The organism is Geobacter sp., from assembly GCA_009684525.1.
Taxonomy (GTDB): Bacteria; Desulfobacterota; Desulfuromonadia; order Geobacterales; family DSM-12255; genus Geoanaerobacter.
Genome location: WKKR01000002.1, coordinates 49643 through 74550 on the forward strand (window position 1 = coordinate 49643; position 24908 = coordinate 74550).

The 24908-nt window shown below is 61.3% G+C and carries 21 protein-coding genes and 1 riboswitch; of the genes, 11 read left to right on the plus strand and 10 right to left on the minus strand.

Translation table 11 applies throughout. The features are described 5' to 3' along the window. Positions 1–25: 25 nt before the first annotated feature. The 10 genes from GJT30_06535 to GJT30_06580 all read left to right on the plus strand — a co-directional run bounded on the left by GJT30_06535 (position 26) and on the right by GJT30_06580 (position 15324). Entirely contained in the window at positions 26–1099 is a 1074-nt protein-coding gene (locus GJT30_06535) for an HlyD family efflux transporter periplasmic adaptor subunit (protein ID MSM39260.1), read from the plus strand. Continuing rightward, positions 1096–3885, plus strand: a complete 2790-nt coding sequence (locus tag GJT30_06540) for a ribosome-associated ATPase/putative transporter RbbA (GenBank protein ID MSM39261.1) — start codon at positions 1096–1098, stop codon at positions 3883–3885. Before GJT30_06535 ends, GJT30_06540 begins: the two co-directional genes overlap by 4 nt. A gap of 2 nt (positions 3886–3887) precedes the next feature. Continuing rightward, a complete protein-coding gene (locus tag GJT30_06545; GenBank protein ID MSM39262.1) occupies positions 3888–5009 on the plus strand; it encodes an ABC transporter permease subunit in 1122 nt (373 codons plus the stop codon). A 115-nt stretch (positions 5010–5124) separates the two neighbouring features. Continuing rightward, positions 5125–6102, plus strand: coding sequence for a hypothetical protein (locus GJT30_06550; protein ID MSM39263.1), 978 nt, complete (start codon positions 5125–5127; stop codon positions 6100–6102). Between the two features lie 236 nt (positions 6103–6338). Further along, positions 6339–7766, plus strand: a complete 1428-nt coding sequence (locus GJT30_06555) for an aldehyde dehydrogenase family protein (protein ID MSM39264.1) — start codon at positions 6339–6341, stop codon at positions 7764–7766. Positions 7767–7904: 138 nt separating this feature from the next. After that, the gene (locus GJT30_06560; GenBank protein MSM39265.1) at positions 7905–9599 is read left to right on the plus strand and encodes an NAD(P)-binding protein; all 1695 of its coding nucleotides are present in this window, start codon (positions 7905–7907) and stop codon (positions 9597–9599) included. Between the two features lie 12 nt (positions 9600–9611). Continuing rightward, positions 9612–10298, plus strand: a complete 687-nt coding sequence (locus tag GJT30_06565; protein MSM39266.1) for a methyltransferase domain-containing protein — start codon at positions 9612–9614, stop codon at positions 10296–10298. A gap of 49 nt (positions 10299–10347) precedes the next feature. Continuing rightward, the gene (locus GJT30_06570) at positions 10348–10986 is read left to right on the plus strand and encodes a methyltransferase domain-containing protein (GenBank protein MSM39267.1); all 639 of its coding nucleotides are present in this window, start codon (positions 10348–10350) and stop codon (positions 10984–10986) included. A 348-nt stretch (positions 10987–11334) separates the two neighbouring features. Beyond that, the gene (locus GJT30_06575; protein ID MSM39268.1) at positions 11335–12228 is read left to right on the plus strand and encodes a P-loop NTPase; all 894 of its coding nucleotides are present in this window, start codon (positions 11335–11337) and stop codon (positions 12226–12228) included. Positions 12229–12570: 342 nt separating this feature from the next. Beyond that, a riboswitch (cyclic di-GMP riboswitch) is annotated at positions 12571–12649 on the plus strand. Positions 12650–12789: 140 nt separating this feature from the next. After that, complete coding sequence (locus GJT30_06580) at positions 12790–15324, plus strand: multicopper oxidase domain-containing protein (protein ID MSM39269.1); 2535 nt, start codon at positions 12790–12792, stop codon at positions 15322–15324. 191 nt (positions 15325–15515) lie between these two features. On the opposite strand, the gene ssb is transcribed toward GJT30_06580, so the two are convergent. From ssb to GJT30_06620, 8 genes are all read right to left on the minus strand, one after another. Beyond that, positions 15516–15956 carry a single-stranded DNA-binding protein gene (gene ssb / locus GJT30_06585; protein ID MSM39270.1) on the minus strand — a complete coding sequence of 147 codons (441 nt, stop codon included), beginning with the start codon at positions 15954–15956 and terminating at the stop codon, positions 15516–15518. A gap of 174 nt (positions 15957–16130) precedes the next feature. Then, on the minus strand, positions 16131–16592 hold the full coding sequence (locus GJT30_06590) for a hypothetical protein (protein MSM39271.1): 462 nt from the start codon (positions 16590–16592) through the stop codon (positions 16131–16133). Between the two features lie 34 nt (positions 16593–16626). Then, positions 16627–17262, minus strand: coding sequence for a hypothetical protein (locus GJT30_06595; protein MSM39272.1), 636 nt, complete (start codon positions 17260–17262; stop codon positions 16627–16629). A 60-nt stretch (positions 17263–17322) separates the two neighbouring features. Further along, complete coding sequence (locus tag GJT30_06600) at positions 17323–17799, minus strand: hypothetical protein (GenBank protein ID MSM39273.1); 477 nt, start codon at positions 17797–17799, stop codon at positions 17323–17325. A 51-nt stretch (positions 17800–17850) separates the two neighbouring features. Further along, entirely contained in the window at positions 17851–19140 is a 1290-nt protein-coding gene (locus tag GJT30_06605) for a DUF4403 family protein (GenBank protein ID MSM39274.1), read from the minus strand. Between the two features lie 150 nt (positions 19141–19290). Further along, positions 19291–20235, minus strand: a complete 945-nt coding sequence (locus tag GJT30_06610; protein ID MSM39275.1) for a transposase — start codon at positions 20233–20235, stop codon at positions 19291–19293. Positions 20236–20351: 116 nt separating this feature from the next. Beyond that, positions 20352–21134, minus strand: a complete 783-nt coding sequence (locus GJT30_06615; protein ID MSM39276.1) for a hypothetical protein — start codon at positions 21132–21134, stop codon at positions 20352–20354. A 251-nt stretch (positions 21135–21385) separates the two neighbouring features. Next, a complete protein-coding gene (locus GJT30_06620; GenBank protein ID MSM39277.1) occupies positions 21386–22771 on the minus strand; it encodes an aminotransferase class I/II-fold pyridoxal phosphate-dependent enzyme in 1386 nt (461 codons plus the stop codon). Between the two features lie 61 nt (positions 22772–22832). On the opposite strand from GJT30_06620, the gene GJT30_06625 reads away from it, so the two are divergent. Beyond that, a complete protein-coding gene (locus GJT30_06625) occupies positions 22833–23204 on the plus strand; it encodes an FMN-binding protein (protein ID MSM39278.1) in 372 nt (123 codons plus the stop codon). A 389-nt stretch (positions 23205–23593) separates the two neighbouring features. Here the strand turns inward: GJT30_06625 and GJT30_06630 are convergent, their stop codons facing one another. Continuing rightward, positions 23594–24019, minus strand: coding sequence for a cupin domain-containing protein (locus GJT30_06630; GenBank protein MSM39279.1), 426 nt, complete (start codon positions 24017–24019; stop codon positions 23594–23596). Positions 24020–24058: 39 nt separating this feature from the next. Then, positions 24059–24898 carry an epoxyqueuosine reductase gene (locus GJT30_06635; GenBank protein MSM39280.1) on the minus strand — a complete coding sequence of 280 codons (840 nt, stop codon included), beginning with the start codon at positions 24896–24898 and terminating at the stop codon, positions 24059–24061. Between the last annotated feature and the right edge of the window lie 10 nt (positions 24899–24908).

The window sequence follows — 24908 nt, forward strand, 5'->3', positions numbered from 1 at the left end:
TCTTCACTGGCAAAGAGAGGGTACCATGACCAAACCACGGAAAACATGGCTGATCATCGTCGCCGGACTGCTGGTTATGGGGATTCTTGGTATCGTTGCATGGCAGAAGTTCGCCGGCAACGACAGAGACCGCGGTCTCGTCAGCGGCAACGGCCGCATCGAAGCGGTGGAGATCGACATCGCCGCCAAGACCGCCGGCCGGATAAAGGATATCCTGGCGCGCGAAGGGGAGTTCGTCACTGCCGGGCAGAAGGTGGCGATAATGGACACCGAGGTGCTCGAAGCCCAGCTCCGCCAGGCCGAGGCCGAGCTGCAGAAGACGCGCGACTCGGTTGCCACCACGCGCAGCCAGCTGGTACAACGCCAAAGCGAAAAGGCAGCGGCACTGGCACTGGTCGGACAGCGCGAAGCAGAACTGGAAAACGCACAACAGCACGAAGCACGCTCGTCCGACCTTGTCTCACGGGGCGCGATGTCGCGACAAGAGGCTGACGACGACAGCACACGGCTCAAAAGCGCCGTGGCAGCCGTAAGCGCGGCCCGCGCCCAGGTCGCTGCCGCCGAGGCGACCATCGCAACGGTCCGGACCCAGATCTCCGGGGCGTTATCAGCCGTTGCAGCGGCCCAGGCCACGGTCGAACGGGTCCAGGCCGATATCCGGGACAGCGCCCTCGTCTCCCCCCGCGACGGCCGGGTACAATACCGGGTCGCCCAACCCGGCGAGGTGGTCGCCGCCGGCGGCCGGGTCTTAAGCCTGGTCGACCTGAGCGATGTCTACATGACCTTCTTTCTGCCGACGACCGCGGCCGGCCGGGTCGCACTCGGTTCAGAGGTCCGGCTGATCCTCGACGCCGCTCCCCAGTATGTAATCCCCGCCAAAGTATCGTTCGTTGCCGATGTGGCCCAGTTCACCCCCAAAACCGTGGAGACGGCCAGTGAGCGGGAAAAGCTGATGTTCCGCCTGCGCGCCCAGATCCCCGTGGAGCTGCTCCGGAAACATATCACCCAGGTCAAGACCGGTCTGCCCGGCATGGCCTATGTGCGGCTCGACGCCGCCAAGCCGTGGCCCGCCCACCTGCAGGTGAAGCTGCCGCAATGAGCGATTGCGATCCGCAAGCCATCCGGGCGCCCCTGCCGCCCGTAGCAAGGCTGCAGGGGGTCAGCCAGCGCTACGGCAAGACCCTGGCGCTGGCTGCGGTCGATCTCGAACTGCCGGCCGGCTGCATGGTCGGCGTCATCGGGCCGGACGGCGTGGGCAAGTCAAGCCTCTTCTCGCTGGTCGCGGGCTCCCGTGCCATCCAGTCCGGCCGGATAGACGTCCTGGGGGGCAACATGGCCGACAGGCGCCACCGCCGTGCGGTCTGCCCCCGTATCGCCTATATGCCCCAGGGGCTCGGCAGGAATCTCTATCCAACCCTGTCGGTGCTGGAGAATGTGGAGTTTTTCGCCCGGCTGTTCGGTCATGGCCGCCAGGAGCGGGAGCGGCGCATTGCCGAGCTGCTGGCCGCCACCGGCCTGGCACCCTTTGCCGACCGGCCGGCAGGCAAGCTCTCCGGCGGCATGAAGCAGAAGCTGGGCCTCTGCTGCGCCCTGATCCACGACCCCGACCTGCTGATCCTGGACGAACCGACCACCGGCGTCGACCCCCTGTCGCGCCGCCAGTTCTGGGAACTGATCGACCGCATCCGTGCCGGTCGGACCGGCATGAGCGTGCTGATCGCCACCGCCTACATGGAGGAGGCCGCACGTTTCGACTGGCTGGTGGCAATGAACGGCGGTCGGGTGCTTGCCATTGGCACGCCGCGGGAACTCCTGACCCAGACCGGCACCACGACCCTGGAAGAGGCATTCATCGCCCTGTTGCCCCAGGCGCAGCGCGAGGGCTACCAACCGGTCATTATCCCGCCGCGGGAGGCAGAACCCGACGGCAAGGCCGCCATCGAGGCCCATGATCTGACCATGCGCTTCGGCGACTTCATTGCTGTCGATCATGTCAGCTTCCGTATCGAGCAGGGGGAGATCTTCGGCTTTCTCGGCTCCAACGGCTGCGGCAAGACCACTACCATGAAGATGCTGACCGGCCTCCTGCCGGCCAGCGAAGGCGAGGCCCGGCTCTTTGACCGGCCGGTGGACCCGCACGACATCGACACCCGCCGCCGGGTCGGCTACATGACCCAGTCCTTTTCCCTCTACGGCGAGTTGACGGTGCGGCAGAACCTGGTCCTACACGCGCGCCTCTTCAGCATGCCGGAAGCCCGGATTCCCGCCCGTGTACGGGAGATGGCGGAGCGCTTCGGCCTGGACGGGGTGATGGAAAGCCTCCCCGACGCGCTGCCGCTGGGGCAGCGCCAGCGGCTCTCCCTGGCCGTGGCCATGATCCACGGGCCGGAGATGCTGATCCTGGACGAGCCGACCTCGGGGGTCGACCCGGTGGCGCGCGATGGCTTCTGGCAGATCATGATTGAACTGGCGCGCCGGGATCGGGTCACCATCTTCATCTCGACCCACTTCATGAACGAGGCGGAGCGGTGCGACCGGATCTCGCTGATGCACGCCGGACGGGTGCTGGTCAGCGACGCGCCAACAGCCCTGATCGCAGCTCGCGGGGCAGCATCGCTGGAAGAGGCGTTCATCGGCTATCTGGAAGAAGCCACCGATGCCGCAGCACCTACTCCCATCAGCATAGCGGCGGAAACGGCAGACATTCCCTCCGCTCCCCGCGCCGGCCAGCCTGCTCCACCGGCAGCACCCTCCGGCTTCTTCAGCCTGCAACGGCTGCTCAGCTATACCCGGCGCGAGGCGCTGGAACTCTTTCGCGATCCGATCCGCCTGACCCTGGCCCTGCTCGGGAGCGTGATCCTGATGGTCGTCATGGGCTACGGCATCACCATGGATGTGGAGAATCTGACCTTTGCCGCTCTGGACCGGGACCAGACCACGCTCAGCCGCGACTATCTGCTCAGCCTCGCCGGCTCCCGCTACTTTATCGAGCGCCCGCCCCTCAGAGACTACGACGACCTGGACCGGCGGATGCGGGCCGGCGAGATCAGTCTGGCAATCGAGATCCCGCCCGGCTTTGCCCGCGACCTGCGGCGCGGCTCCCCGGTCGCCGTCGGCGCCTGGATCGACGGTGCCATGCCACAACGGGCTGAAACGATCCGTGGCTACGTGCAGGGGATGCACGCCCAGTGGCTGACGGCCCTGGTGCGGGAAAAGCTCGGCACTGCGGCCACGGCCTCCGCGGCCGACATCGCGATCCGCTATCGCTACAACCCGGATGTCAAGAGCCTGGTGGCCATGGTGCCGGCCATGATCCCGCTCCTTCTGATGCTGATCCCCGCCATGCTGAGCGCGCTCTCGGTGGTGCGTGAAAAGGAGTTGGGCTCCATCGTCAATCTCTATGTCACGCCGGTCACCCGGCTGGAATTTCTCCTGGGCAAGCAACTCCCCTACGTGGCACTCGCCATGCTCAGCTTTCTGCTCCTCACCCTGCTGGCGATTTTCGTCTTCGGCGTCCCGCTCAAGGGGAGCTTCGCGGCCCTGTCGGCCGGGGCGCTTCTCTATGTGATCGCGGCCACCGCGCTGGGCCTGGTGATTTCCACCTTCATGCGGAGCCAGATCGCCGCCCTGTTCGGCACGGCTATCCTGACCCTCCTGCCGGCCGTGCAGTTTTCCGGTCTGACCCATCCGGTCTCCTCACTGGAAGGTGCCGGGGCCGCGATCGGCACGGTCTATCCGACCACCTATTTTCTGATCATCGCCCGTGGCGCATTTTCCAAGGGGCTCGGCTTTGCCGATCTCAAGGTGTCGTTTGTCCCCCTGCTGCTGGCCGTGCCCCTCTTGATCGGACTGGCCACGGCCCTGCTCAGGAAACAGGATCGCTGACCATGCGTAGCGCCAACATCCTCCATCTCGGCATCAAGGAACTGCGCAGCCTGCTGCGCGACCCCATATTGCTGGCGCTGATCGTCTACGCCTTCAGCTTCGAGGTCTATTCGGCCGCCAGGGCCATGCCGGAAACCCTGCACCGGGCGCCGATCGCCATTATCGACGAGGACCGTTCCCAACTCTCGGCGCGCATCGCCGACGCCTTTATCCCCCCGCATTTCACCACGCCGGCCATGATCACGCGGAACGAGATGGATTCCCGCATGGATGCCGGTCTCGACACCTTTGCCATCGATATCCCCCCGAACTTTCAGCGCGACGTCCTGGCCGGACGTTCGCCCATTGTCCAGCTCAACGTGGACGCAACCCGGATGAGCCAGGCGTTCACCGGCAGCGGTTACATCCAGTCCATCGTCAACACCGAAATCAGCTCCTTTCTGCAGGGCTATCGGGCAAACACCGCCGCAACCGTCGATCTGAACCTGCGGGCACGCTTCAACCCGGAGTTGAACCAATTCTGGTTCGGCTCGGTCATGCAGGTCATCAACAGCGTCACCATGCTCTCCATCATCCTGACCGGAGCCGCGCTGATCCGTGAACGGGAGCACGGCACGGTGGAGCACCTGCTGGTGATGCCGGTGACCCCCTTTGAAATCATGACTGGCAAGGTCTGGGCCATGGCGCTGGTGGTGCTGACGACCACCGCCTGCTCGCTTACCCTGGTTGTCCAGGGGTTGCTCAGGGTACCGATCGAGGGTTCCATCCCCCTCTTTCTGGTCGGCACCGCCCTGCACCTGTTCGCCACCACGTCGCTCGGTATCTTCCTCGGCACCGTCGCCCGCTCCATGCCCCAGTTCGGCCTGCTGATGATGCTGGTGCTGCTGCCGCTGGAGATCCTCTCGGGCAGTACCACCCCCCGCGAAAGCATGCCCGATGTCGTGCAGTGGATCATGCTAGCAGCGCCCAACACCCATTTCGTCATGCTGGCCCAGGCCATCCTCTACCGCGGTGCAGGGCTCGCCGTTGTCTGGCCGCAGTTTGTCTCCCTCGTCCTGATCGGCGCGGTCCTGTTTGCGCTCTCCCTGTCGCGCTTCCGCTCCACCATAGGGACAATGGCATGACTTTGCTTCTTCATGCCCTATCCATCAGACTTGATGCAGGTCCGTCGCCTGCACCGGAGCGATCCGAGCGCCGACAGTGCGGCTGTTCGACGATGACTGTACAGGAGAATACCCCATGAAATGGACCGCTCTTTTCGCCTGCCTGCTGATTTCCGCCGCCCCTGCCGACGCCGACGAGTTCTTCGGCCTGGGGGGGACGATGGAGACCGTCGGCACGGAGAGGACCGACACCTCCTACTCCTGGCAGCTGGAATACCGGCAGGATTTCGCCAAGCACGTGGCGGCGAGCCTTTCCTATCTCAACGAGGGGCATGTGCCCAACCATCACCGCGACGGCAATGCTCTCCAGCTCTGGGCACAGACGGACCTTTTGGAGCGGCGGCTGTCGGTCTCCGCAGGGATCGGCCCCTATCACTATTTCGACACGACGACCCCCTCGGCGAACGACGGCTCCTACACCAACGAGCACGGCTTCGGCGCGATTGCCAGCCTGGCGGCGATCTGGAAGACCGAAACCCGCTGGCAGTTCCAGCTGCGCACCAACTGGGTCAAGGCCTTCGGCAGCATCGATACCGTGTCGGCCCTGGCCGGGATCGGCTATCAGCTGGGTGAACCCGCATCGGCCACGGCACAGCTTTCCTCCAGGCCCTCCGATGAGAAGACCACGGAGAACGAGATCACCCTGTTTGCCGGCCGGACCATCACCAACAGCTTTGCTTCGGAACGTTCGACCGCGCTCAGCATCGAATATCGGCGAGGGCTCTTGCGCTATCTGGACTGGACGGTCGCCTGGCTCTACGAAGGCGACACCCGCCTGATCCGGCGGGGCGGTCTGGTCAGCCAGTTCTGGGCCGTCAAGGCCTTCCTGGACGATTCCGTAGCGCTCGGTGCCGGATGCGGCGCCTATCTCGCCGTGGATGAGCGATCCGACAAAAATCAGGGCGACGACGGAAAGATCTCCGCCATCGCAACCCTGACCGGGAGTTACCGATTCCACCCGCACTGGAGCCTGCGCACCTCGTGGAACCGCATCATCACCAACTACGACCGGGACACGGACGTCATCATGGGGGGGATCGGCTACCGGTTCTGAACATTGATCGCCAATCCGGATCGTTAGGACATCTTGACCCTCCCGACCCTTCTCCACCCGTACAAGTTCCGGAAATCAGAGTTAAAACCCCTTGACATTAGATATTAAAAATGTTCAACTGTGCATATGCACATAATTTGCCCATGGGCACTCTCTGCCCGTCTGCGCTTCTTGGCAGCGGACAAAGGGTCACAGTGCACGGGCTGCAGCCATTTCGGCAGAGGAAGGGAATAGCCGTGATCAAGCGCTACAGAACGCTGATTGCCGGGGAATGGGTCGGGGATCATCTTCCCGGCACCGAGGTCATCAACCCCTTTGACGACACCGTCGTGGGGATCGTGCCAATGGTCGGCAAGGATGAGATCGACCGGGCCATCAGGGGGGCGAAGCAGGCGTTGGCAGTCATGGCCGGCCTGCCGGCCTGCAAACGGGCCGATATCCTGGAGCGGACCGCGGGCCTGATCCGCCGCGACCGGGACGAGATCGCCGGGATCATCGCCAGGGAAGCGGGCAAAGCCTGGAAATACGCCCTGACAGAGGCGGACCGGACCGCCGAAACCTTCGCGTTCGCCGCCCACGAAGCACGGGCGCCCCAGGGCGAACTGGTCCCCATGGACGCCTCTCCCGTCTCCGCGGGCCGGTTCGGCTATTACCTGCGCACCCCCGTCGGTGTCATCGGCGCGATCTCCCCCTTCAATTTCCCCTTCAACCTGGTGGCCCACAAGGTCGCCCCTGCCCTTGCCGCCGGCAACACGGTCGTCCTGAAGCCGGCACCCAAGACCCCCCTGTCTGCCATCAAGCTCGCCGAACTGCTGGTGGAGGCCGGCATCCCCGAAGGGGCACTCAGCGTGGTCATTGGCGGGGCAGAGGTGGGCGAGGCCCTGGTGACGGACGACCGCCTGGCCATGATCTCGTTCACCGGCAGTCCTGCGGTCGGCAGGAAGATCAGCGCCCGTGCCGGGCTCAAGCGGGTAGCCCTGGAGCTCGGCGCCAGCTCCCCCACCATCATCGACGCGGATGCCGACCTCGATTTCGCCGTGAGCCGCTGTGTCTACGGCAGTTTCGCCAACTCCGGGCAGATATGCGTCTCGGTCCAGCGGATCTACCTCCATCGCTCCGTCTACGGGGCGTTTCTTGAGCGCTTCGTTGCCGCAGTCCGCAGGCTGAGGGTAGGCGACCCCCTCGATCCCGGCACAGATGTGGGGCCGATGATCTCCCGCGCCGAACGGGAGCGGACCCTGGCATGGATCGACGAGGCCCGGTCGGCAGGGGCGCGGGTGGAGACCGGCGGCGAAACCGTGGGCAACTGCCTTTTGCCGTCCGTATTGAGCGGCGTGACCAGGGAGATGAAGGTGATCTGCGCCGAGGCGTTCGCGCCGGTGGTTTCGCTCATGCCCTTCGATGACTTCGACGAGGCCCTGGCCATGGCCAACGACTCCCTGTTCGGCCTGCAGGCCGGGGTCTTCACCAAGGATATCGGCAAGGCGTTTCGCGCCGTCAGGCAGCTGCACATGGGAGGGGTCATCATCAACGACGTGCCGACCTTCCGGGTCGACCAGATGCCCTACGGCGGGGTCAAGGAAAGCGGGCTCGGTCGCGAGGGGGTCCGCTATGCCATGGAAGAGATGAGCAACATCAGGATGGTCTGCATCGATCATTCGTAACAGAGGACAGATCGGGCGCTGCCGCACTGCCCCAGCCGTTTCGGCGGGGAATCGCGACAGCGGTCCGGCTCGACCCGAAAGGGAACCAGCCCGCAGTCTGCGTGGAAATCTTGACAGATACAAAAAAGGAGTCAGTGCGTGAAGATGAAGATTGTCGTTATCGGCGCGAATGCCGCAGGGGCAAAGGCAGCATCCAAGGCAAAACGGACCAATCCCCAGGCGGACGTAACCCTTGTCGACCGGGGGAATTTCATCTCCTATGGAGCCTGCGGCATACCCTATTACGTCTCCGACACCGTTGCCGACGTGCACGAGTTGATGAGCACACCGGTGGGGGTGATCCGGGACGCCCTTTTCTTCAAGAAGGTGAAAGGGGTGACGGTCATGACCACAACCGAGGTCACCGGGATCGACCGGGAGGCCAACGTCGTGCACCTCCTCGAAACGGCCTCGTCCCGAAGTTTTTCGCTTCCCTATGACCGGCTGATCCTGGCAACGGGGAGCTCACCCTTTGTTCCGGCCATCGACAACGTCGATCTCCCCAACATCCTGACCGTCAAGTCGATCGAAGACGCCGAACTGTTGAAGGAAAAGGCTGTTCCGGGCATGTCGGCCTGCATCGTCGGCGGCGGGCTGATCGGGCTGGAAACCGCGGAAGCCCTGCAGCAAAAGGGGATGCGGGTTACGATCGTCGAAATGCGCGATCAGCTCCTGCCGGGAGTGCTGGACCCGGAAATGGCCGCGATCGTCGAAAAACAGGTCAGGCAGCAGGGGGTCACGGTCCTGACGGGGAGCAGGGTAACCGGCATTGGCGGGACAACCGCAGTTGAAACGGTCCGCGTTGGCGAAAAGGAGCTGGCAGCCGATCTGGTCGTCCTTGCACCGGGGGTGACGCCGAATGTGGGCCTGGCCAGGGACGCCGGTCTGGAGATCGGCGTTACAGGCGCCATCGCCGTCGATGCACGGATGTGCACCAGCGACCCGCACATTTACGCCTGCGGCGACTGCTGCGAAACAAACCATCTGGTTACCGGGCAGAAGGTCTATGTCCCGCTCGGCAGTACGGCCAACAAGCAGGGCCGGGTCGCGGGGACAAATGCCGCAGGCGGAGATGCGTCGTTTGCCGGCATCATCGGCACGAGCATCCTCAAGGTGTTCAGCATCAATGCCGGCAAGACCGGCCTTACCGAAGCCGAGGCCAGGGCCAACGGATACCGGGTGGAGACGGTACTCTCCCCTGCCTCAGACAAGGCCCATTTCTTCCCCGGCGCCAAACCGATCGCCTTGAAGATCGTGGCAGAACAGGGGACCGGCAGGATTCTCGGCCTCCAGGCAGTCGGCGAAGGGGCCGTGGACAAGCGCCTGGATGCGGCTGCCGCGGCGATTACCTTCAAGGCCACTGCCGAACAGCTCTCGCAGCTCGACCTGGCCTATGCCCCACCCTACTCGGCAGCCATGGACAATCTCATCGTTGCGGCCGACATCCTGAAAAACAAGCTGAATGGCCAGGCACGCGGCATCACGCCCATGCAGGTCAAGAAAAAGCTCGATGAGGGCGACGACTTCATCCTGCTCGACGTCCGCTCCCCCGCGGAACATGTCGAAGTCGACATTGCCGAGGCCAAACTGATCCCGCTGGGAATGCTGCGGGAAAAAATGGAAGGCCTGCCGAAAGACAAGGAGATCGTCACCTTCTGCAAGATCAGCCTGCGCGGTTACGAGGCACAGAAGATCCTGGAATCGGGGGGCTTTACCAATGTGAAATTCATGGATGGCGGCATGCAGATCTGGCCGTATGCCGTACGGAATGGCCACAGGCACCACGATCGCTAAAGGAGGCTGCAGGTGATACAGGACCCTACCAATCAGTACATCGCGACGATTCTTTCCCAGGCCGAGGTGCGGGGCAAGGAACTCCTCGAAGTGGGATGCGGCAAGGGGAGGATCACGCGGGACCTGGCGCAGCATGCCGCCAGGGTGATTGCCACTGATCCGGATGGGGCTGCACTGGACGTGGCGCGGGCTGCCATTACGGCGGACAACGTGGAGTTCGTACTGGCGCCCGACGGTCTGCCGGACCTCCCTGCCGGGACCTTTGACCTAGTCATCTACACTCTCTCCTTCCACCATGTGCCCATCGACGGGATGTCCGCCAGCCTGGCCAAGGCAGCAGCGCTTCTGAAGCCGGGAGGAGTGATCATGGTGCTCGAACCGGGGGACGGCGGTTCGTTCACCGAGGCAAAGGAGCGTTTCGGTGCGGGAAGCGGCGACGAACGGCCCGCCAGGGAGGCGGCCATCCGCGCCATGCACACACTCGAAGGGTGGACCGTGGGGGAGACGGTGCTGTTTCGTACCCTGTTCAGCTTCATGGACGACGAGGATTTTTTCGCCAGCCTGCTCCCCGACTACCAACAGCAACCGGAGTCGTTTGCGAGTGAAGTCCGGGCGTTTCTTGCGCAGCACCGGACCGCGGACGGGATCATCCTTGAGGCCGACCGGCGGATGAACGTGCTGCGGCAGGCCAAGGCCTGATCCGTCCCCCGGGTTCTCGCGGCTCCAGGTCAGGCAAGAGAGGTTATCCATGACGCAGCTCAGAACGGGACGACGCAGGTATTACGATATCTTTTCCCGGTATTACGACGCCTTTATCCGGCTTCATTCGCGCCAGGACGAGGACGACACCAGGGATTTCCTGGTCGCCGCAGCGCATCTGGAACAGAAGACGATGCCCCGGATTCTGGATATCTGCTGCGGCACGGGTTCGGTGATCCTGACCTTCAAGGAGCGCTGCCCGCAGTCTGTGGCGATCGGCTACGATTTTTCCCACGGCATGCTGCAAAGGGCTGCGGAGAAAAACGTCACGGGCCGGGTCCTTTTCGTGGAAGGCGATGCCGCACTGCTCCCTTTTCCCGCTGACAGTTTCGATGCGGTAACCTGCTCCCATGCCCTCTACGAACTGAAGGGGGAGACCCGACAGCTCGCCCTGCAGGAGATGAAGCGGGTAGTGCGCAGCGACGGTTACGTGCTGCTCATGGAGCACGAGGTTCCCCGGCATCCGGTCATCAAGCTCCTTTTTTACGTGCGGATGCTTTCCATGGGGGCGCAGGATGCCCGCGAATTCGTCACAGGCGGGGTCGAGCCGTACAGAAAGGTCTTTTCCCGGGTCACCCTGAGCCATTCTCGCACCGGGAGGAGCAAACTGCTCAGTTGCCAGCCCTGAAAGCGGGCAACGGAAAGGAGAAGGAGTATGCCTTCAGGAGACAGAACAGGACCGCAAGGTCTGGGACCGCGGTCGGGAGGGCAAAGAGGATTGTGCTCCGGAGCCGGCGCTCCGGGTTGCAAGACTGGTCAGGGCAAGGGCAAGAGACTCGAACGTTCTCGGAAAAAATTGTGCAACCCCTTGCGGGATGGTCTGGGGGGAGACGCAACAGCTGAGCCGACCTTTCTGAGACGGAAGATTATCGGCATGAAGGGGACCATCTCCGCACTGAAGGAGAGACTCGCAGCTTTCGGAAGACAGCCACGGTAAACAAACAACACGTATCAGAGGAGGAACAGGGTGAACGGCATGCATCAGAATGAACAGACGGCACATAAATCGTGCGGCGGCGGGCAGAACGACGAACTCTACCGGCTCAAAGAGCAGCTCGAACTCCAGGAAGCACTTCACAAGATCACACACAAGATCGTGGTCCTCTCCGGCAAGGGGGGCGTGGGGAAGAGTTCCGTAGCCGCCAACCTGGCAGTGGCACTCTCGCTCCAGGGGAAGAAGACGGGGCTTCTCGATGTCGACCTCCACGGACCGAGCATCCCGACCCTCCTCGGCATCGAAGGCCGATACCCGACCGCGGCCGCTGACCGCATCGAACCGGTCGCCTATAGTCCGAACCTCTCGGTCATGTCCGTGGGGCTTCTGCTTCGCGACCAGGCCGAAGCGGTAATCTGGCGCGGCCCGGCCAAGCATGGCGTGATCAAGCAGTTTTTGACCAATGTTTCGTGGGGCGACCTGGACTATCTCATCGTCGACTGCCCGCCGGGGACCGGCGACGAGCCCCTCTCGGTGATCCAGCTCCTGGAGAAGGCCGAAGGGGCCATCATCGTCACCACCCCCCAGGATGTGGCCCTGACCGACGTGCGCAAATCGGTCACCTTCTGCCGGCAGCTGCAACTGCCGGTCATCGGAGTGGTCGAAAACATGAGCGGCTTTGTCTGCCCCCACTGCGGCGGCGAGGTCGATATCTTCAAGCGCGGCGGCGGCAGCCAGATGTCGGACGAGATGAACGTCCCGTTCCTTGGGCGAATCCCGCTGGACCCGGCCATGGTCAGTGCCGGCGACCAGGGAACACCCTTTGTGGAGCATCAGCCCGACTCGCCCGCTGCCAAGGCATTCGGCGAGATCGTGGCCGACATTGCGGCACGATGCAGTTCAGGCAACCTGGCTGCGCAAGCCGGGAAAAAATGACGTGAGCACCCCTCCCCTGGCCACCCGATTCAGACCGGTCCGGCCAAGGGAGGGAAGCCGATCCCATCTGAACGGAAAAAGGGTGCAACTTTTTTACTGTCGTCAAATCCCTAACTGGCTGCGGATCAGCTGTTAAAGCCGATCCGACCGCTTGTGCCCTCCGGCCTGCAAAATATTTGCACCCCTTTCCTCCCCTCTCACCACCCGCTTCTCTCCTCCAACACCCCATCTGTCTTGTCTCTCATGAGAATTGCCGGCAATGGCACGAAATATGAGTAAGCAATACAATCAGCCCAGTTTCTTCATCTGCTCGAGAGCATCTTTGACAGCACGTTGAAATCATTGCCTCAAGGCCAAACCACCCGTGAGGGTGGGACGGAAAGCCACGGATCTTCACTACGGAGAAAGCCGGGTTGCGAAGGGATGTCTATCCTGATGCAACCCGGCTTTGCCTTTTCCGGGATCGACAGCACAAGGAGGGCAGGATAAGAGTTCCAGAGGAGAGCATACAACAGAGAGACGTGAGCGGATGCGTTCTCAGAGGGTAATAAGGAGGTATGTATGAACCGGCCATTATCAATATTTTCCAAGGCCTTGCGAACCGGCCTTTGGTCCCTGGTGGCGGTATCGTTGCTGGCAACGGGAGCTTTTGCGGTCCCGCTTCCCGGCGGTACCCTCGATCCCCTAACCATTCCCAAATACGTAACCCCACTCGTCATACCGCCGGAGATGCCGAAGAGCGCCAAGCAACCCGGCTTCCCGAAAGCGGATTACAACATCGCGGTCAGGCAGTTCAAGCAACAGATCCTGCCCGGCGGCATATGGAACGCCATTAACGGAAGGAACGACACCTTCCAGGCAACGACCATCTGGAGCTACGGCCGGGCGGAAGACCCGTTTCCCGATTCATCGGGAATTGCCGGCGGTGCGCGAGGGGTGGCCCCGGCACGCAACTCCAGTTTCAACTACCCAGCCTTCACCGTGGAAAACATCTCGGGGAAACTGACCAGCGTCCGCTGGATCAACGACCTGAAGGACGCCAAGGGGAACTATCTCCCCCACCTGTTCTCGATCGACCAGACCCTGCATTGGGCCAACCCGGCCGCAACCGGCTGTTCAGACGGCACCAACCATACCGACTGCATGACCATGAACCCGGCCCCCTACACCGGCCCGGTTCCGCTCGTCACCCATGTCCATGGTTCCCACGTGAACCCGGAGAGCGACGGCTACCCCGAGGCATGGTGGCTGCCGGCAGCGAAGAATATCCCGGCCGGCTATGCCAGGAAAGGGTCGCTCTTCGACCAGTATAACCGCCTCAACAACGTGGCAGGCTCTGCCTTCTATGCCTACGAGAACACCCAGCCCGCAACCACCCTCTGGTACCACGACCATGCCCTCGGCATGACCCGGGCCAACGTCTATGCCGGCCCAGCCGGTTTCTGGCTCATCCGGGGCGGCGCAAACGGCGATGCAGCCATCGATGACGCGTCGACAGCTCTTGCAAACGACGGCAAGCTGCCAGGCCCGGCTCCGCGGAGCGGCAAAGGCGATCCCAATTTCGACGCCACTGCCAGGGCCCTGATCCGGGAGATCCCGATCGTCATCCAGGACCGTTCCTTCAACGCGGACGGTTCGCTCTTCTACCCCGACAACCGGGCCTTCTTTGAGGGATTGAACAAGCCGACGACGGTGCCGTTCCTCGACATCCCCTTCATCGGCGACATGATGAATCCGAGCGACATATCCTCCATCTGGAACCCGGAGGCCTTCTTCAACACCATGGTGGTCAACGGCAGCACCTGGCCGAAGCTGGACGTGGCACCCGCGCTCTATCGTTTCCGGCTCCTGAACGGCAGCAACGCCCGCTTCCTCAACCTGAGCCTGGTGGCGCTGGATGCCGGCGGCAACAGCCTCGGCGAAGTGCCGCTCTATCTGATCGGAGCCGAGCAGGGCTTTCTACCTCAGGTAGTCAGGATTGTGACCGGCCAGCAGATCGCGCTGACCCCAGGTGCCTCCGAACCGCCGCTTCCCGCAACCTACCCGGCCCCCGGCGTCTCCCCTGCCCTGTTGATGGGGCTTGCGGAGCGGGCTGACGTGCTTGTCGACTTCTCCCGACTCCCGGCTGGAACCGTCAGGGTGAGGATGCTCAACACCGCCCCGGATTTCCCCTTCGGCGGCTTCCCCATCGATCCTGGCGACCTGGCAGACCCCGATACCACCGGCCAGGTTATGGAGTTTGTGCTGAACGCGGGCTTGGTCCGCCCCGGTGACCTGCTGGCCACAGCGCCGGCCAATCTCGTCCTGCCCGCGGAAGCCAGGCTTGCCGGTCCTGTTGCACAGACCCGCAAGGTCTCGCTCAACGAAGAGGTATCCGGTCAGGTCTGCGTGCAGACCGTGCCGGACGGCAGTGTCGTTGCCATCCCCGGCATACCCTTTGACCCGGCGAATCCCGCACTGTTCGAGACCGCCTGTGCCACTGCGGGCGGCGAGCCGTTCGGCCCCAGGGCAGCCCTCCTCGGGACGGTCAATATCGCCACCGGAGCCTCGGTGCCACTCCGCTGGATGGCACCGGTCACCGAAAACCCGATCCTGGGCGATACCGAGGTATGGGAGATCTTCAACATGACCATGGACGGCCACCCGATCCACCTGCACCTGGTGCGGTTCGAGGTGGTGAACCGGCAGCCTCTCATGACCGACCCCATGACCGGTATGGTCATGCCGATGGCCGACGAGAATGCCCAGGCAACCCCACCCCAGCCATGGGAAACCGGTTTCAAGGACACGGTCGTTGCCCTGCCCGGACAGGTCACCCGGATCAAGGCCACGTTCGATATCCCCGGCCTCTATGTCTGGCACTGCCACATCCTCGAACATGAGGACAACGAGATGATGCGGCCCTACGTGGTCAGGGTAAACCCCGCGTTCCCCGACTTCAACAATGACGGCATGGTAAACGTCAAGGACCTCGGCATCCTCTTGTCCGAGGTGATCAACAAGCCGCCCCGCAACCCCGGCTATGACCTGAATGGCGACGGCAAGGTCGATCTGCTCGACGTGAAATACTTCATCAAACTGGCCAAAACCCTCTGATGAAGTCACTGCCGGGCGCCTCGACCCGAGTCGCCCGGCAGGTGCGATGATATTTTTGCGATGGGAAACAGGGCCGGCAACGGCCCTGACTTTTTCGTGCTACCGCTTTCCCGCTTTGAGGAGCTTTCAGACGCAAAAAAGCCGCAATCCCCGATGGGTTGCGGCTTTTTTGCACTTATAAAGACCCTGCTCTAGAACGGGATGTCGTCGTCCGGGTTGAAAGCCGGCTCGTCGTAGGCAGGTGCCGAATTGTACTCGCCCCCCTGACGGCCACCAGCCGGGCGCCCCGAGCCACCCTCCCCCTTGCCGCCGAGCATCTGCATCCGGTCGCCGACGATCTCGGTGGTGTAGCGGTCTCTGCCTTCCTTGTCCTGCCATTTCCGGGTCTGCAACCGCCCCTCGATGAAGACCGTGCGCCCCTTGGCAAGATACTCACCCGCTATTTCCGCCTGGCGCCCCCAGAGGACGACATTGTGCCACTCGGTCCGCTCCTCCATCTCGCCGTTGCGGTTCTTGAACTTTTCGCTGGTGGCAATCGAGAAACTCGCCACCGCCTGGCCCGAGGTGGTGTAGCGCACCTCAGGGTCCTTGCCGAGGTTGCCGATCAGCATCACCTTGTTGAGACTGGCCATGTCATGTCTCCTTTATGATTGAAATTACCGATACTGAAATCGTTGAAACGCCGCGAATCGCAGGGTCATTAAAACGTCCGGCATGTTACCTCAAATTTCTCCTTGAGGCAAAATCTAATTGCAGCAGCTGCAACCGCGGAGCATGCCAACCGCCTGCCCCGCATCGACGCACCATCACAGGGGGGCGTCGAACGTGCCGAAGCGCGGGACCTCCCCGGAGTCGCCACCCCGAAAGGCCGGCGGCTCTTCGACCAGCCGGTAGGTGTAGCCAAAGCGCAGCCGCGCCGGCGTCCTGTCGACCGGGAAGCGGAGCCCCAGGCTGAACGGCTCGCTCTTCCTCGATGGCAGGTACGTCGGGAAGTCCGTAATCGTCTCCCCGGCTAGCACCTTTCCCTTGTCGTCGAGCAGGCGGACCGTCAGCTCCAGGTCCCGCAGGTATCCGATGCGGTGGTTGGCCACTATTCCGGCCACCAGGATCTCGTGGTCTTTGCGTTTCGCCTGCCAGGCGATCTCGACATCGAAGCTCCGGACGGAATGGGGGGCAAAGGGGGGATTGGCGTCGAATTCCCGGCGGTAGGCGCTGCAGGCAGTCATTACCAGCAGGAGCAGAACGGCGATGATCGTTCGCATGTTCATGGCAGCACCTCGGACAGGGTTGACGTCGTGGAGGTCATGACCTTGAGCCATGACCGGCCCCGTCACGCAAGGGCTCTATATTGGCAGGGGTGTAGACTATTCCGGTGGTCGCCCGGTAGTGCATCAGGCATACGGCAGCCGAAACGACAAAGCAGATGCCCGCCAAGAGGCATGAGGAAGGATTCGGGGCCGGGTCCCCCGAGAACAGCAGGACGCACGACGGGAAGAGCAGTATGACGAGATAGAAGTGCCCATAGAACAGCCTGCCCAGCGGCCGTTGCGTCTTTTCGGACCACTGGTGCCACATGGCCGCGACCCGGAACGTGTCGGCATTCTCCTGGCCCAGGCGTCTTCTGATCTCCGCTTCGTAGCGCTGGATCTCCCTGAGGTAGAAGAGGACCACCGACTGCTTCATGAGGGCGGCATAGCCGATGATGCCCAAAGCCAGCACGATCAGGAGATACCCCAGGAGGAGGTAGACCTGCTGGGCTTGCGCGCCGCTTCCGGAGATCTGCCCCAAAAGCGGCTTCCAGGAAAGGAGCGCCCCGACGCCACCGAGCAGCTTGATGTCCTCAAAGGCATTGCACGTCAGGTTCTCGCTATGATCGGCCAGCCGTGCGAGTTCCCGGTAATAGATCTCCAGCGCTTGTTTGTCGGTCTCACTTGACACTGGTTTCCCTTTCCTTATCACTCACCAAAGAGCTGTTGGTTCCTGATTGTACGCGGAGCGTTACTGATTCAGCGCTTTGAACATGAGGGGAAGAAGGAAGCCTATCAATAGCAGTGTCATGCCTGGACGGAGCAGGTTAACGGTTTTCATGTTTCCTCCCCTGACAGCCGTGACAACATGATTTGCCGCTGAGAGAGCAAAAAACAGCAGCATTGCCGTAACGATGGTGGCATCGGCATATCTTCCCCAATCCATGAGATATACGAGTAAAGCCGTTACTGCTGTAGCCGCATTGGCCAGGCCTGATTGAATTTGATAGGCCCGATCGGGCGCATAACCAATCTTTTCTGATGCAGCCTCTCCCAGAATCAAGGATTCAAAGGCCACCGTGCCTGACATGATCATGACTACAAACGGTCCAATGACATGAAATCGCGATATCGCATCCCCGTCGGGGAAAAAGGCGAAAAAAATGACGAGCCCTATGCCACAGGGTCTAAGCCACTCAATCATCACGGCAAGATTATTTCTTGTCATTTCGGCTTCCTGCCTGCTGTATCGGTCTGACCGCCGGCCATCGGGCCTGCATTACTGCAGCCTGACGCTCGTCTCCCCCTGGGCGACGACATCGACCGACAGCCGGTCATCCTGCACCTTTGCTTCGCCGAGCGACAGCGCCGTAACGGCACCGGTCAGCATCAGATGGTCGGCCACGCGCACGGACGACAGCGTTCCGCACATCTTCGTGCGCGCCTTCTCCAGCTGCCCCACGATGGCGGCGTCGAGCTTCTCCTTGATGGTGCTGCGGATGGTGCTGCTGAACAGCCAGCCCCCGGCGCTGATCAGCATCCCGGCGTTGCGGGTATCGAAATCGACATCCTCGAAGGTCAGGGTATTGCTCTGCGGGTTGAACACCGGCTTCGCCAGGATCGTCAGCTCGCCGTCGAAATCTCCGGTGGCGGTCAGCACGATGACCAGCCGCCCCTCCTCCCCCTTCAGGTTGAAGCTCTTCACCGTGATCTTCTTCTCCTCGCCGAAGGTCTTGTCGATCAGCACCGGGTTCAACGCCGTCACCAGGTCGGCAAAATGGATCTCGGTGGCGAGCTGGACATGGAACCTCTTGTCGAAGCCGAACAGCTCCTGCATCTGCGGCAGCGGCCGCACCGGGGCGTCGGCCGGCTTCGGCCCGACCGTGATCTCCGCACCGGTTATAAGCCCGATGGACATCCGGATACGGTTGTTCATCGCCAAGAGCGGGCTCATGACGATCTTTTCCGGGGTCAGCCGCAGCCAGGCGCTGAATTCCTTGCTTACCAGCCGCGGGGTGAACGCCTGCTGCCAGAGCGGAGCAACCTTGGCCCGAAGCTGCACGGCGTCGTTGACCTTGGCATCGATGATCGGCTCCAGCAGCCTCTGCACCGGCTGCGAGATATTCTCGACCGCGCTCCTCGGGTTGAGGGAGAGCGGCCCGATGGAGAACTTGTCGGCCAGATTGTCCGACAGCCCGGTGTAGTAGAGCTCGGTCTTCAGCCGCCAGTCCGGCCTGACGCTGACCCTGGCCTTGAACCTGAGCCCCGCCCGGAGCGGATAGCTCTCGTAGAACGAATAGCCGAAGGTCAACTGGACCGGCAGCGTAAAATAGACGAAATTGTCCGACGCTGAAACGGCCACCGGCCCGGTGCGGAGCACCGTCACCGAGGTTCCCAGCAGACCCTGCCCCTTGTAGAGTGCCGTGGGGAGAGACTTGTTGATGATGGCGGCCAGATCTGCCGCAGAGGTCTCCACGCTCAGGTTGATCGAAGATGGCGGCACGGCGGCAACGGCGCCGCCGGAAGTGAGCAGCAGGAGCAGGATGGTGATGAGCAGACGGGATATCATGGTGATCTCTTTCTTCCGCTGATGCGGGGATAGTGATTGCGTTGCATGGGAAAGCTAGCCGGTGCGGAGTTTTTTCCCGCGACCGGTTGAGTGCGTGGTCAGGCATGTTTCCCACGTTTCATGGATTGCCACGTACCTGAAAACCTGGGGTCAGGCCTGCAAAGCTGCAATTATGCCTCGTAACATGCTTATTTTATTACTGATCGCCTTGTCGTGCTTTGCCCGGTCGACGATTCTGCGTGCCGCCGAGCTCAATGACGAAGGGTCGCGACCTACCTCATGCGCCAAGCTCACAAGGTCACATCCGGGCAGTTCCAGGGCAACGTGCGCCGCCACACCGCGAATCTCCGCCGACAACATCCCACTTGATCGTATCCGTTCTTCGCCAACCCCATAGACTTCACAGACTGCGGCTATCAACTCCAGGACTGAATACTTTCGCACGGGATGGGTGTCCGCACGCATCAACGCCTGCTCCACGAACCGGTCTTCGCCGATGCAACGGCTGTCAATCATGCCATTTCCGTGGAATTCAGGCCGATGTCCCTCTGTCATGCCGTCGGCAACAAACGTGGCAAAGCCTCTCCGAGCCTTGCCGCTCGTTGGTGCAAACTGTCCGGAAATCCAGTCGGTGGTGAGCCACGGGAGGACTTCCTCGCCGATGTAAGCACGATGACTGCTCCACCGGTAATCACTCGGCAGCTTTGCCAGCCCGACACGAACGGGGTTCAGATGGATATAGCGAACGAGCTGGAGCAGGTATTCGTCCGCATCGACGAGGTAAGCCTTGTGCCGTCCCTGGAAAAGGTGGCCGGTGCGATTCTTGCGCCAGTTGATCCAGCGCGTATAGCGGAACGAGATATTCTGCATGATCTTCGACAGCGGCACCTCACCCACCTGGACTGCAAGGTGAACATGGTTCGTCATCAGGCAGAACGCATGGATACGGTGCCCGAACCTCTCCACCCCCTCTTGCAGGAGCAGATAAAAGCGATAGCGGTCTTCATCTTCAAAGAAGATATCGTCGCGGGCATTGCCGCGAAGTATGGCGTGGTAGGTTGCGCCGGGAATATGCAATCTTGGTTTACGTGCCATTAGCTACTTATACCACATTTTTGCAGCTTTGCAGGCCTGACCCCAGCCCCCAGGCCTGACCCCAGCCCCCCCAGCCCCCCAGCCCCCTGACCCGTGGCAACCCGCTCTAGTCGATCTTATGACCGCACTTGAACATTGACTTCGATTGGTAAACCATTACGGATCTCAAAGAGTATTGCAAAATCACTTTTTCCAAATCTTTTTTTGTACGATTTCCAATTTAGAATGAGGTTGTTAATTGCTTGAGTAGTACCTTCTATAGAGCATCCCGCCATATAGAAATAATATCCACCTGCACTTCTTCGAACTCGTTGAATGATAAATGGATTATGCGATGAAACGTGTGAGCCTAATTCAAGTGCAATGTTATCATTTATGAACCTTGCCAAATTAGCTGAATTTTCAATGTATTCAGAAGTCGCGTTATATCCCGGTGAACCAATGCAAAATATTGTTGTTGAATTTGGAATATCATTTTCATTTGTAATTTCTCTATTTGGCGAGGCCTCAATGGCTAAAGTCGGAAATCTTAAAAACATTATTTTTTTGATCCATGGCAAATCGCGAAGGGACGTATCATCGAAGTTGAAAATTCGCGAGAAATTCCTTAAGGCGACTATTTCATAATCAGGAATTGCTGAGCCGTAAAAATTTCTGCGCTGATCTCTGAAATCTTTTGATTCAATAACATTGAGTCGTGAGGTCATTGCTATAAAATGATTTGCTCCATTTAAAAAAAAGAGTTTTTTAGAACTCTGCTTTATCAAAACCACAATCGCTATTAGAATGACTCCGATAATTAACTCAATTATTGTGGAAATTAGATTTGTTCCGACTCCTCCACATATATTGCACCAATCGTCTATTTGACATGGGAATATAGTCAATAGCCTAGCCATATAAAGTCCTCATTTTAGGCTGAGAAAAAATTTGGATGCCTGCGAGCAAATTTTGCGACACTAAACTTTTCACCTATTAAAGTAAACAGTTCCAATATCAACTTGCAAGATGTTCCGGGCAAATTGGTCGTGTCACTTGTTGGAGCTGATTACTGGGGATCTGCCCCCACAATTATTTTCAAAACTGGACCTGCCAATGGGGCCAAAAATGCACTATCCTTTCAATAACGGCACACTAGCGCAGGCCATTTTCAAAAGCAAAGCTCCGACAAGAGCTTGATACCCTGCGCTATCCCGTCTGCGGTCATCCCGCCGAAACCGAGCATGAGGTTGGTTGCGGCAGGTTCGCCCGTGGCGCAGGTGGCGCTGAAGGGAAACAGATTGATCCCGTTGTTCGCTGCCCTGCGGAGTATCTCTGCCTCGCCGGGGTTCTTGGCGTCCAGTTGCAAGACCACGTGCAGCCCGGCACCCTGTCCGATGACGGTGGCCTTGTTGCCGAAATGCTGGGCGACGGCGTCGAGCAGGGCATCGTGCTTCTTCTGGTAGACAATGCGCATGCGCCGGACATGACGCTCCCAGTATCCCTGCTCCATGAACCTTGCCATGGTTTTCTGCTCAAGCAGCGAGACGGTGGAAAAATAATCGCGGTACAGCGCGCGGTACGGGGCAAGCAGCGAACGGGGCAGCACCATGTAGCTCAGGCGCAGTGCCGGGGACAGAATTTTGGAAAACGTCCCCAGGTAGATGATGTTGCCGTCCGGCCGCAGCCCTTGCAAGGAGGGAATCGGTTTACCGTGGTAGCGGAGCTCGCTGTCGTAATCGTCTTCGAGGATCAGCCTGTTGCCCGACTCCGCCCAGTCGATCAGGTTCAGCCGGTTGGCAATCGGCATGACGCAGCCAAGGGGGAGCTGATGGGAAGGGGTGACGTAGGCGATGCTACAGTCACTGGCCCTGAGCATCTCAAGGTCGATCCCGCTCGGCCCGACGGCTATCGGGACGACCCGGAACGCATTGTTGCTGAAGACCGCGCGCGGCAGGTGGTAACCGGGATTTTCCACCGCGACTGCTGCGTGGTCTGCCCGCAGCACGTGCGCCACGATATCCAGGCCCTGTTGCAGCCCCGCGCAGATGACGATCTGATCCGGCTCGCAGAGCACGCCCCGGGAGCGTTCCAGGTAGCGCTGGATGGTGAGGCGCAAGCCCCAATCCCCCTGGGGATCGCCGTACCCGGTCAGCTCGCGGGAGCTCCCGCGCAGGCACTCCAGGAAGCAGGTGCGCCAGAGCGCCGCGGGGAAGCTGGCAGGGTCGAGACGGGCAGGATGGAAATCGTAGGTGTAGGCTGGCGAAGGGTGCGGAAGGCGGCCTTGTTTTGTGCGGGGTTTCCGGGTGACGGCTTCATGATCCAACGCCGACACAAAATAGCCGCTGCGCTGCCTGCTATAGATATACCCTTCCGCGTACAGCTCGTGGTAGGCCCCTTCGACGGTATTGCGGCTGGTCGACAGCTCGGCTGCCAGATCCCTGACCGACGGGAGCTTGGTATGGGCAGGCAGCTTCCCCGAGAGCACATGCTCCCGGATCTGCCGGTAGAGCTGCCGATATAACGGGGCAGTGTCGTTAGTGTCCAGAACAAACATAGAAACGTCCCATCACCGCATAGTGGCTGAAAAACCACGCAACACCATGGAGGTCGTACCGATGATTCCCGAAAAACTGCTGGAAATACTGAAACAGGACGGCATTGTTGCCATCGCCACGCTGGGCCCGGACGGGCCGCATCTGGTCAACACCTGGAACAGCTACGTCCGCATAGCCGCAGATGGCCGCCTGCTGATCCCCGCCGGCTACATGCACCGCACCGAGGCCAATATCACCGTCAACCCGGAAGTCCTGATCACCCTGGGGAGCAGCAAGGTCCAGGGTCTGCACGGTCCCGGCGCCGGCTTCCTCATCAAGGGCAAAGCGGCCTTCATAACCTCCGGACCGGATTTCGACCTGCTCAAGTCAAAATTCGACTGGTTACGCGCTACCGTGGCAGTAACGCCCGATTCCATTACTCAGACGTGGTAGGCCACACGAATCGATACCGGAGGAGAGCGCCAGCGAAACCGCAAAGATATGGATGGTGAGGTCAAACCCGACAAACGCCTTTGATGGTTCCTGAGACATATCCGTTCCCTTGGTGGAGTCTGCGGCAACATAAAAAGCCGCACCAACCAGCGCATTGCCGGCCGGTGCGGCCCTGAATCAACGGGGTGTTCCCCCTGTTGCCATTGCTTCACCTCTTCCGATGTTTTCTCAGCTACTACGGACTTTTACACCACCTCCAGCCGGTTGGCAACCGTAAATGTCATTCGCACGATCCATTCATTCAGCCGTACACCGGTGCTGTGACAGCACCACTGTACGACCCCCTCGCCCTATGTCAGTCCTGCCATACAAACTGCCACACCGCGCCGCTACTTCACCATCCACGACGCCTTGGCCGGCAGCCTGGTCCCGTCTTCCAGGGTGGCCTGGGTGAGGCTGCCCGCCTCGGCCTGGATGCAGATGAAGTAGAGGTCCTCCGCGCCCGCCTTCCAGGCCCGCTCCCCCTCCGGGGCGACCCGGATCAGGCTCCCCTCGCTAATCGGGAACTCCTCGCCGTCCACATGGAACGTTCCGCTGCCACGCAGCACGATGTAGAGCTCTTCGTTCTTCGTGTGCCTATGGACGAACGGCATCCCCTTGCCGGCCGGCAGTCGGTTGAGCGAGACCTCGCAGCCAGTGAGGCCGAGCTCTTTGCCGATGAAGTACTTGCCGTGAAACCCCATGAAATCCCGCTCCAGCAGGTTTTCCAGCGGGCCGGCATCCTCTGCCGTGAAGTTCTTTCCGGTGATGGTCATGGTCTGTCTCCTTTCGTAGCAGCCCCAAGGGGTGCTCTCTCAGTCGCGCCGGGACCCCGGCGGGATGCGCCCCTCGCAGGGGACCGCGGTCTGGCAGAGGCCGCAGCCTGTCGCCGTGACGCCATACTCCTTGGCGAGCGCGGCGATGACGGTCTTGTAGACGTAGTCCCGACAGATATCCTTGTCATGCCCCTCCCGCGACAGCGCCCCGACCGGGCAGCGGGCGATGCAGGCACCGCAGGTCCCCTCCCGGTAAAAGAGACAGTTGTGGCGGAAATGGGGAGCGGTGCGCGGCGTCGGCGTCAGAGGGAGGTCGGTGACGACACTGCCGCAGCGCTGGGCAATGCCAACGGGGGTGATCAGGCCGTCGTTCAGGCTGAAGGTGCCGAGCCCGGCGGCATAGGCGGCATGGCGCTCGGACCAGGTGGAGGCGATGCCGACCGGCGTTTCGGCGAATTCCTGCCAGGAGGGGGCCAGTTGGGGCGCCACGGCCTTGTAGCCCTGCGCCTCCAGCCAGCTCACCAGCCGTTTCCGCAGGTCGGCGTTGCACTGCTCGCCAAAGGTGCGGGTCTGCGACCAGGCGCGGGACGGGAAACGCTTTTCCGGCCGGTTGCTGGCGCGGGTCGCAGGGGTGATCGGCAGGACCCAGCTGATCACCGTGGCGGCGCGGGCCTCCGGGCCGCAGGCGGCCTGCAGCACCTCATGCGGCGTCATGTGAAAGCTGCCGATGATCCGCTTGTAGTCGGCAAAGAGCGGATCGTCGGCAGCGGCGAACCCGACCAGCGGCGCGCTGAAATAAGGCTCGGTACTGTCCGGAAAGCGGTTCAGCGGGCTTTCGGCGACACAGCGGATAATCTCGTCGCGAACCTGTTCGTCCATCCCCTCCTCC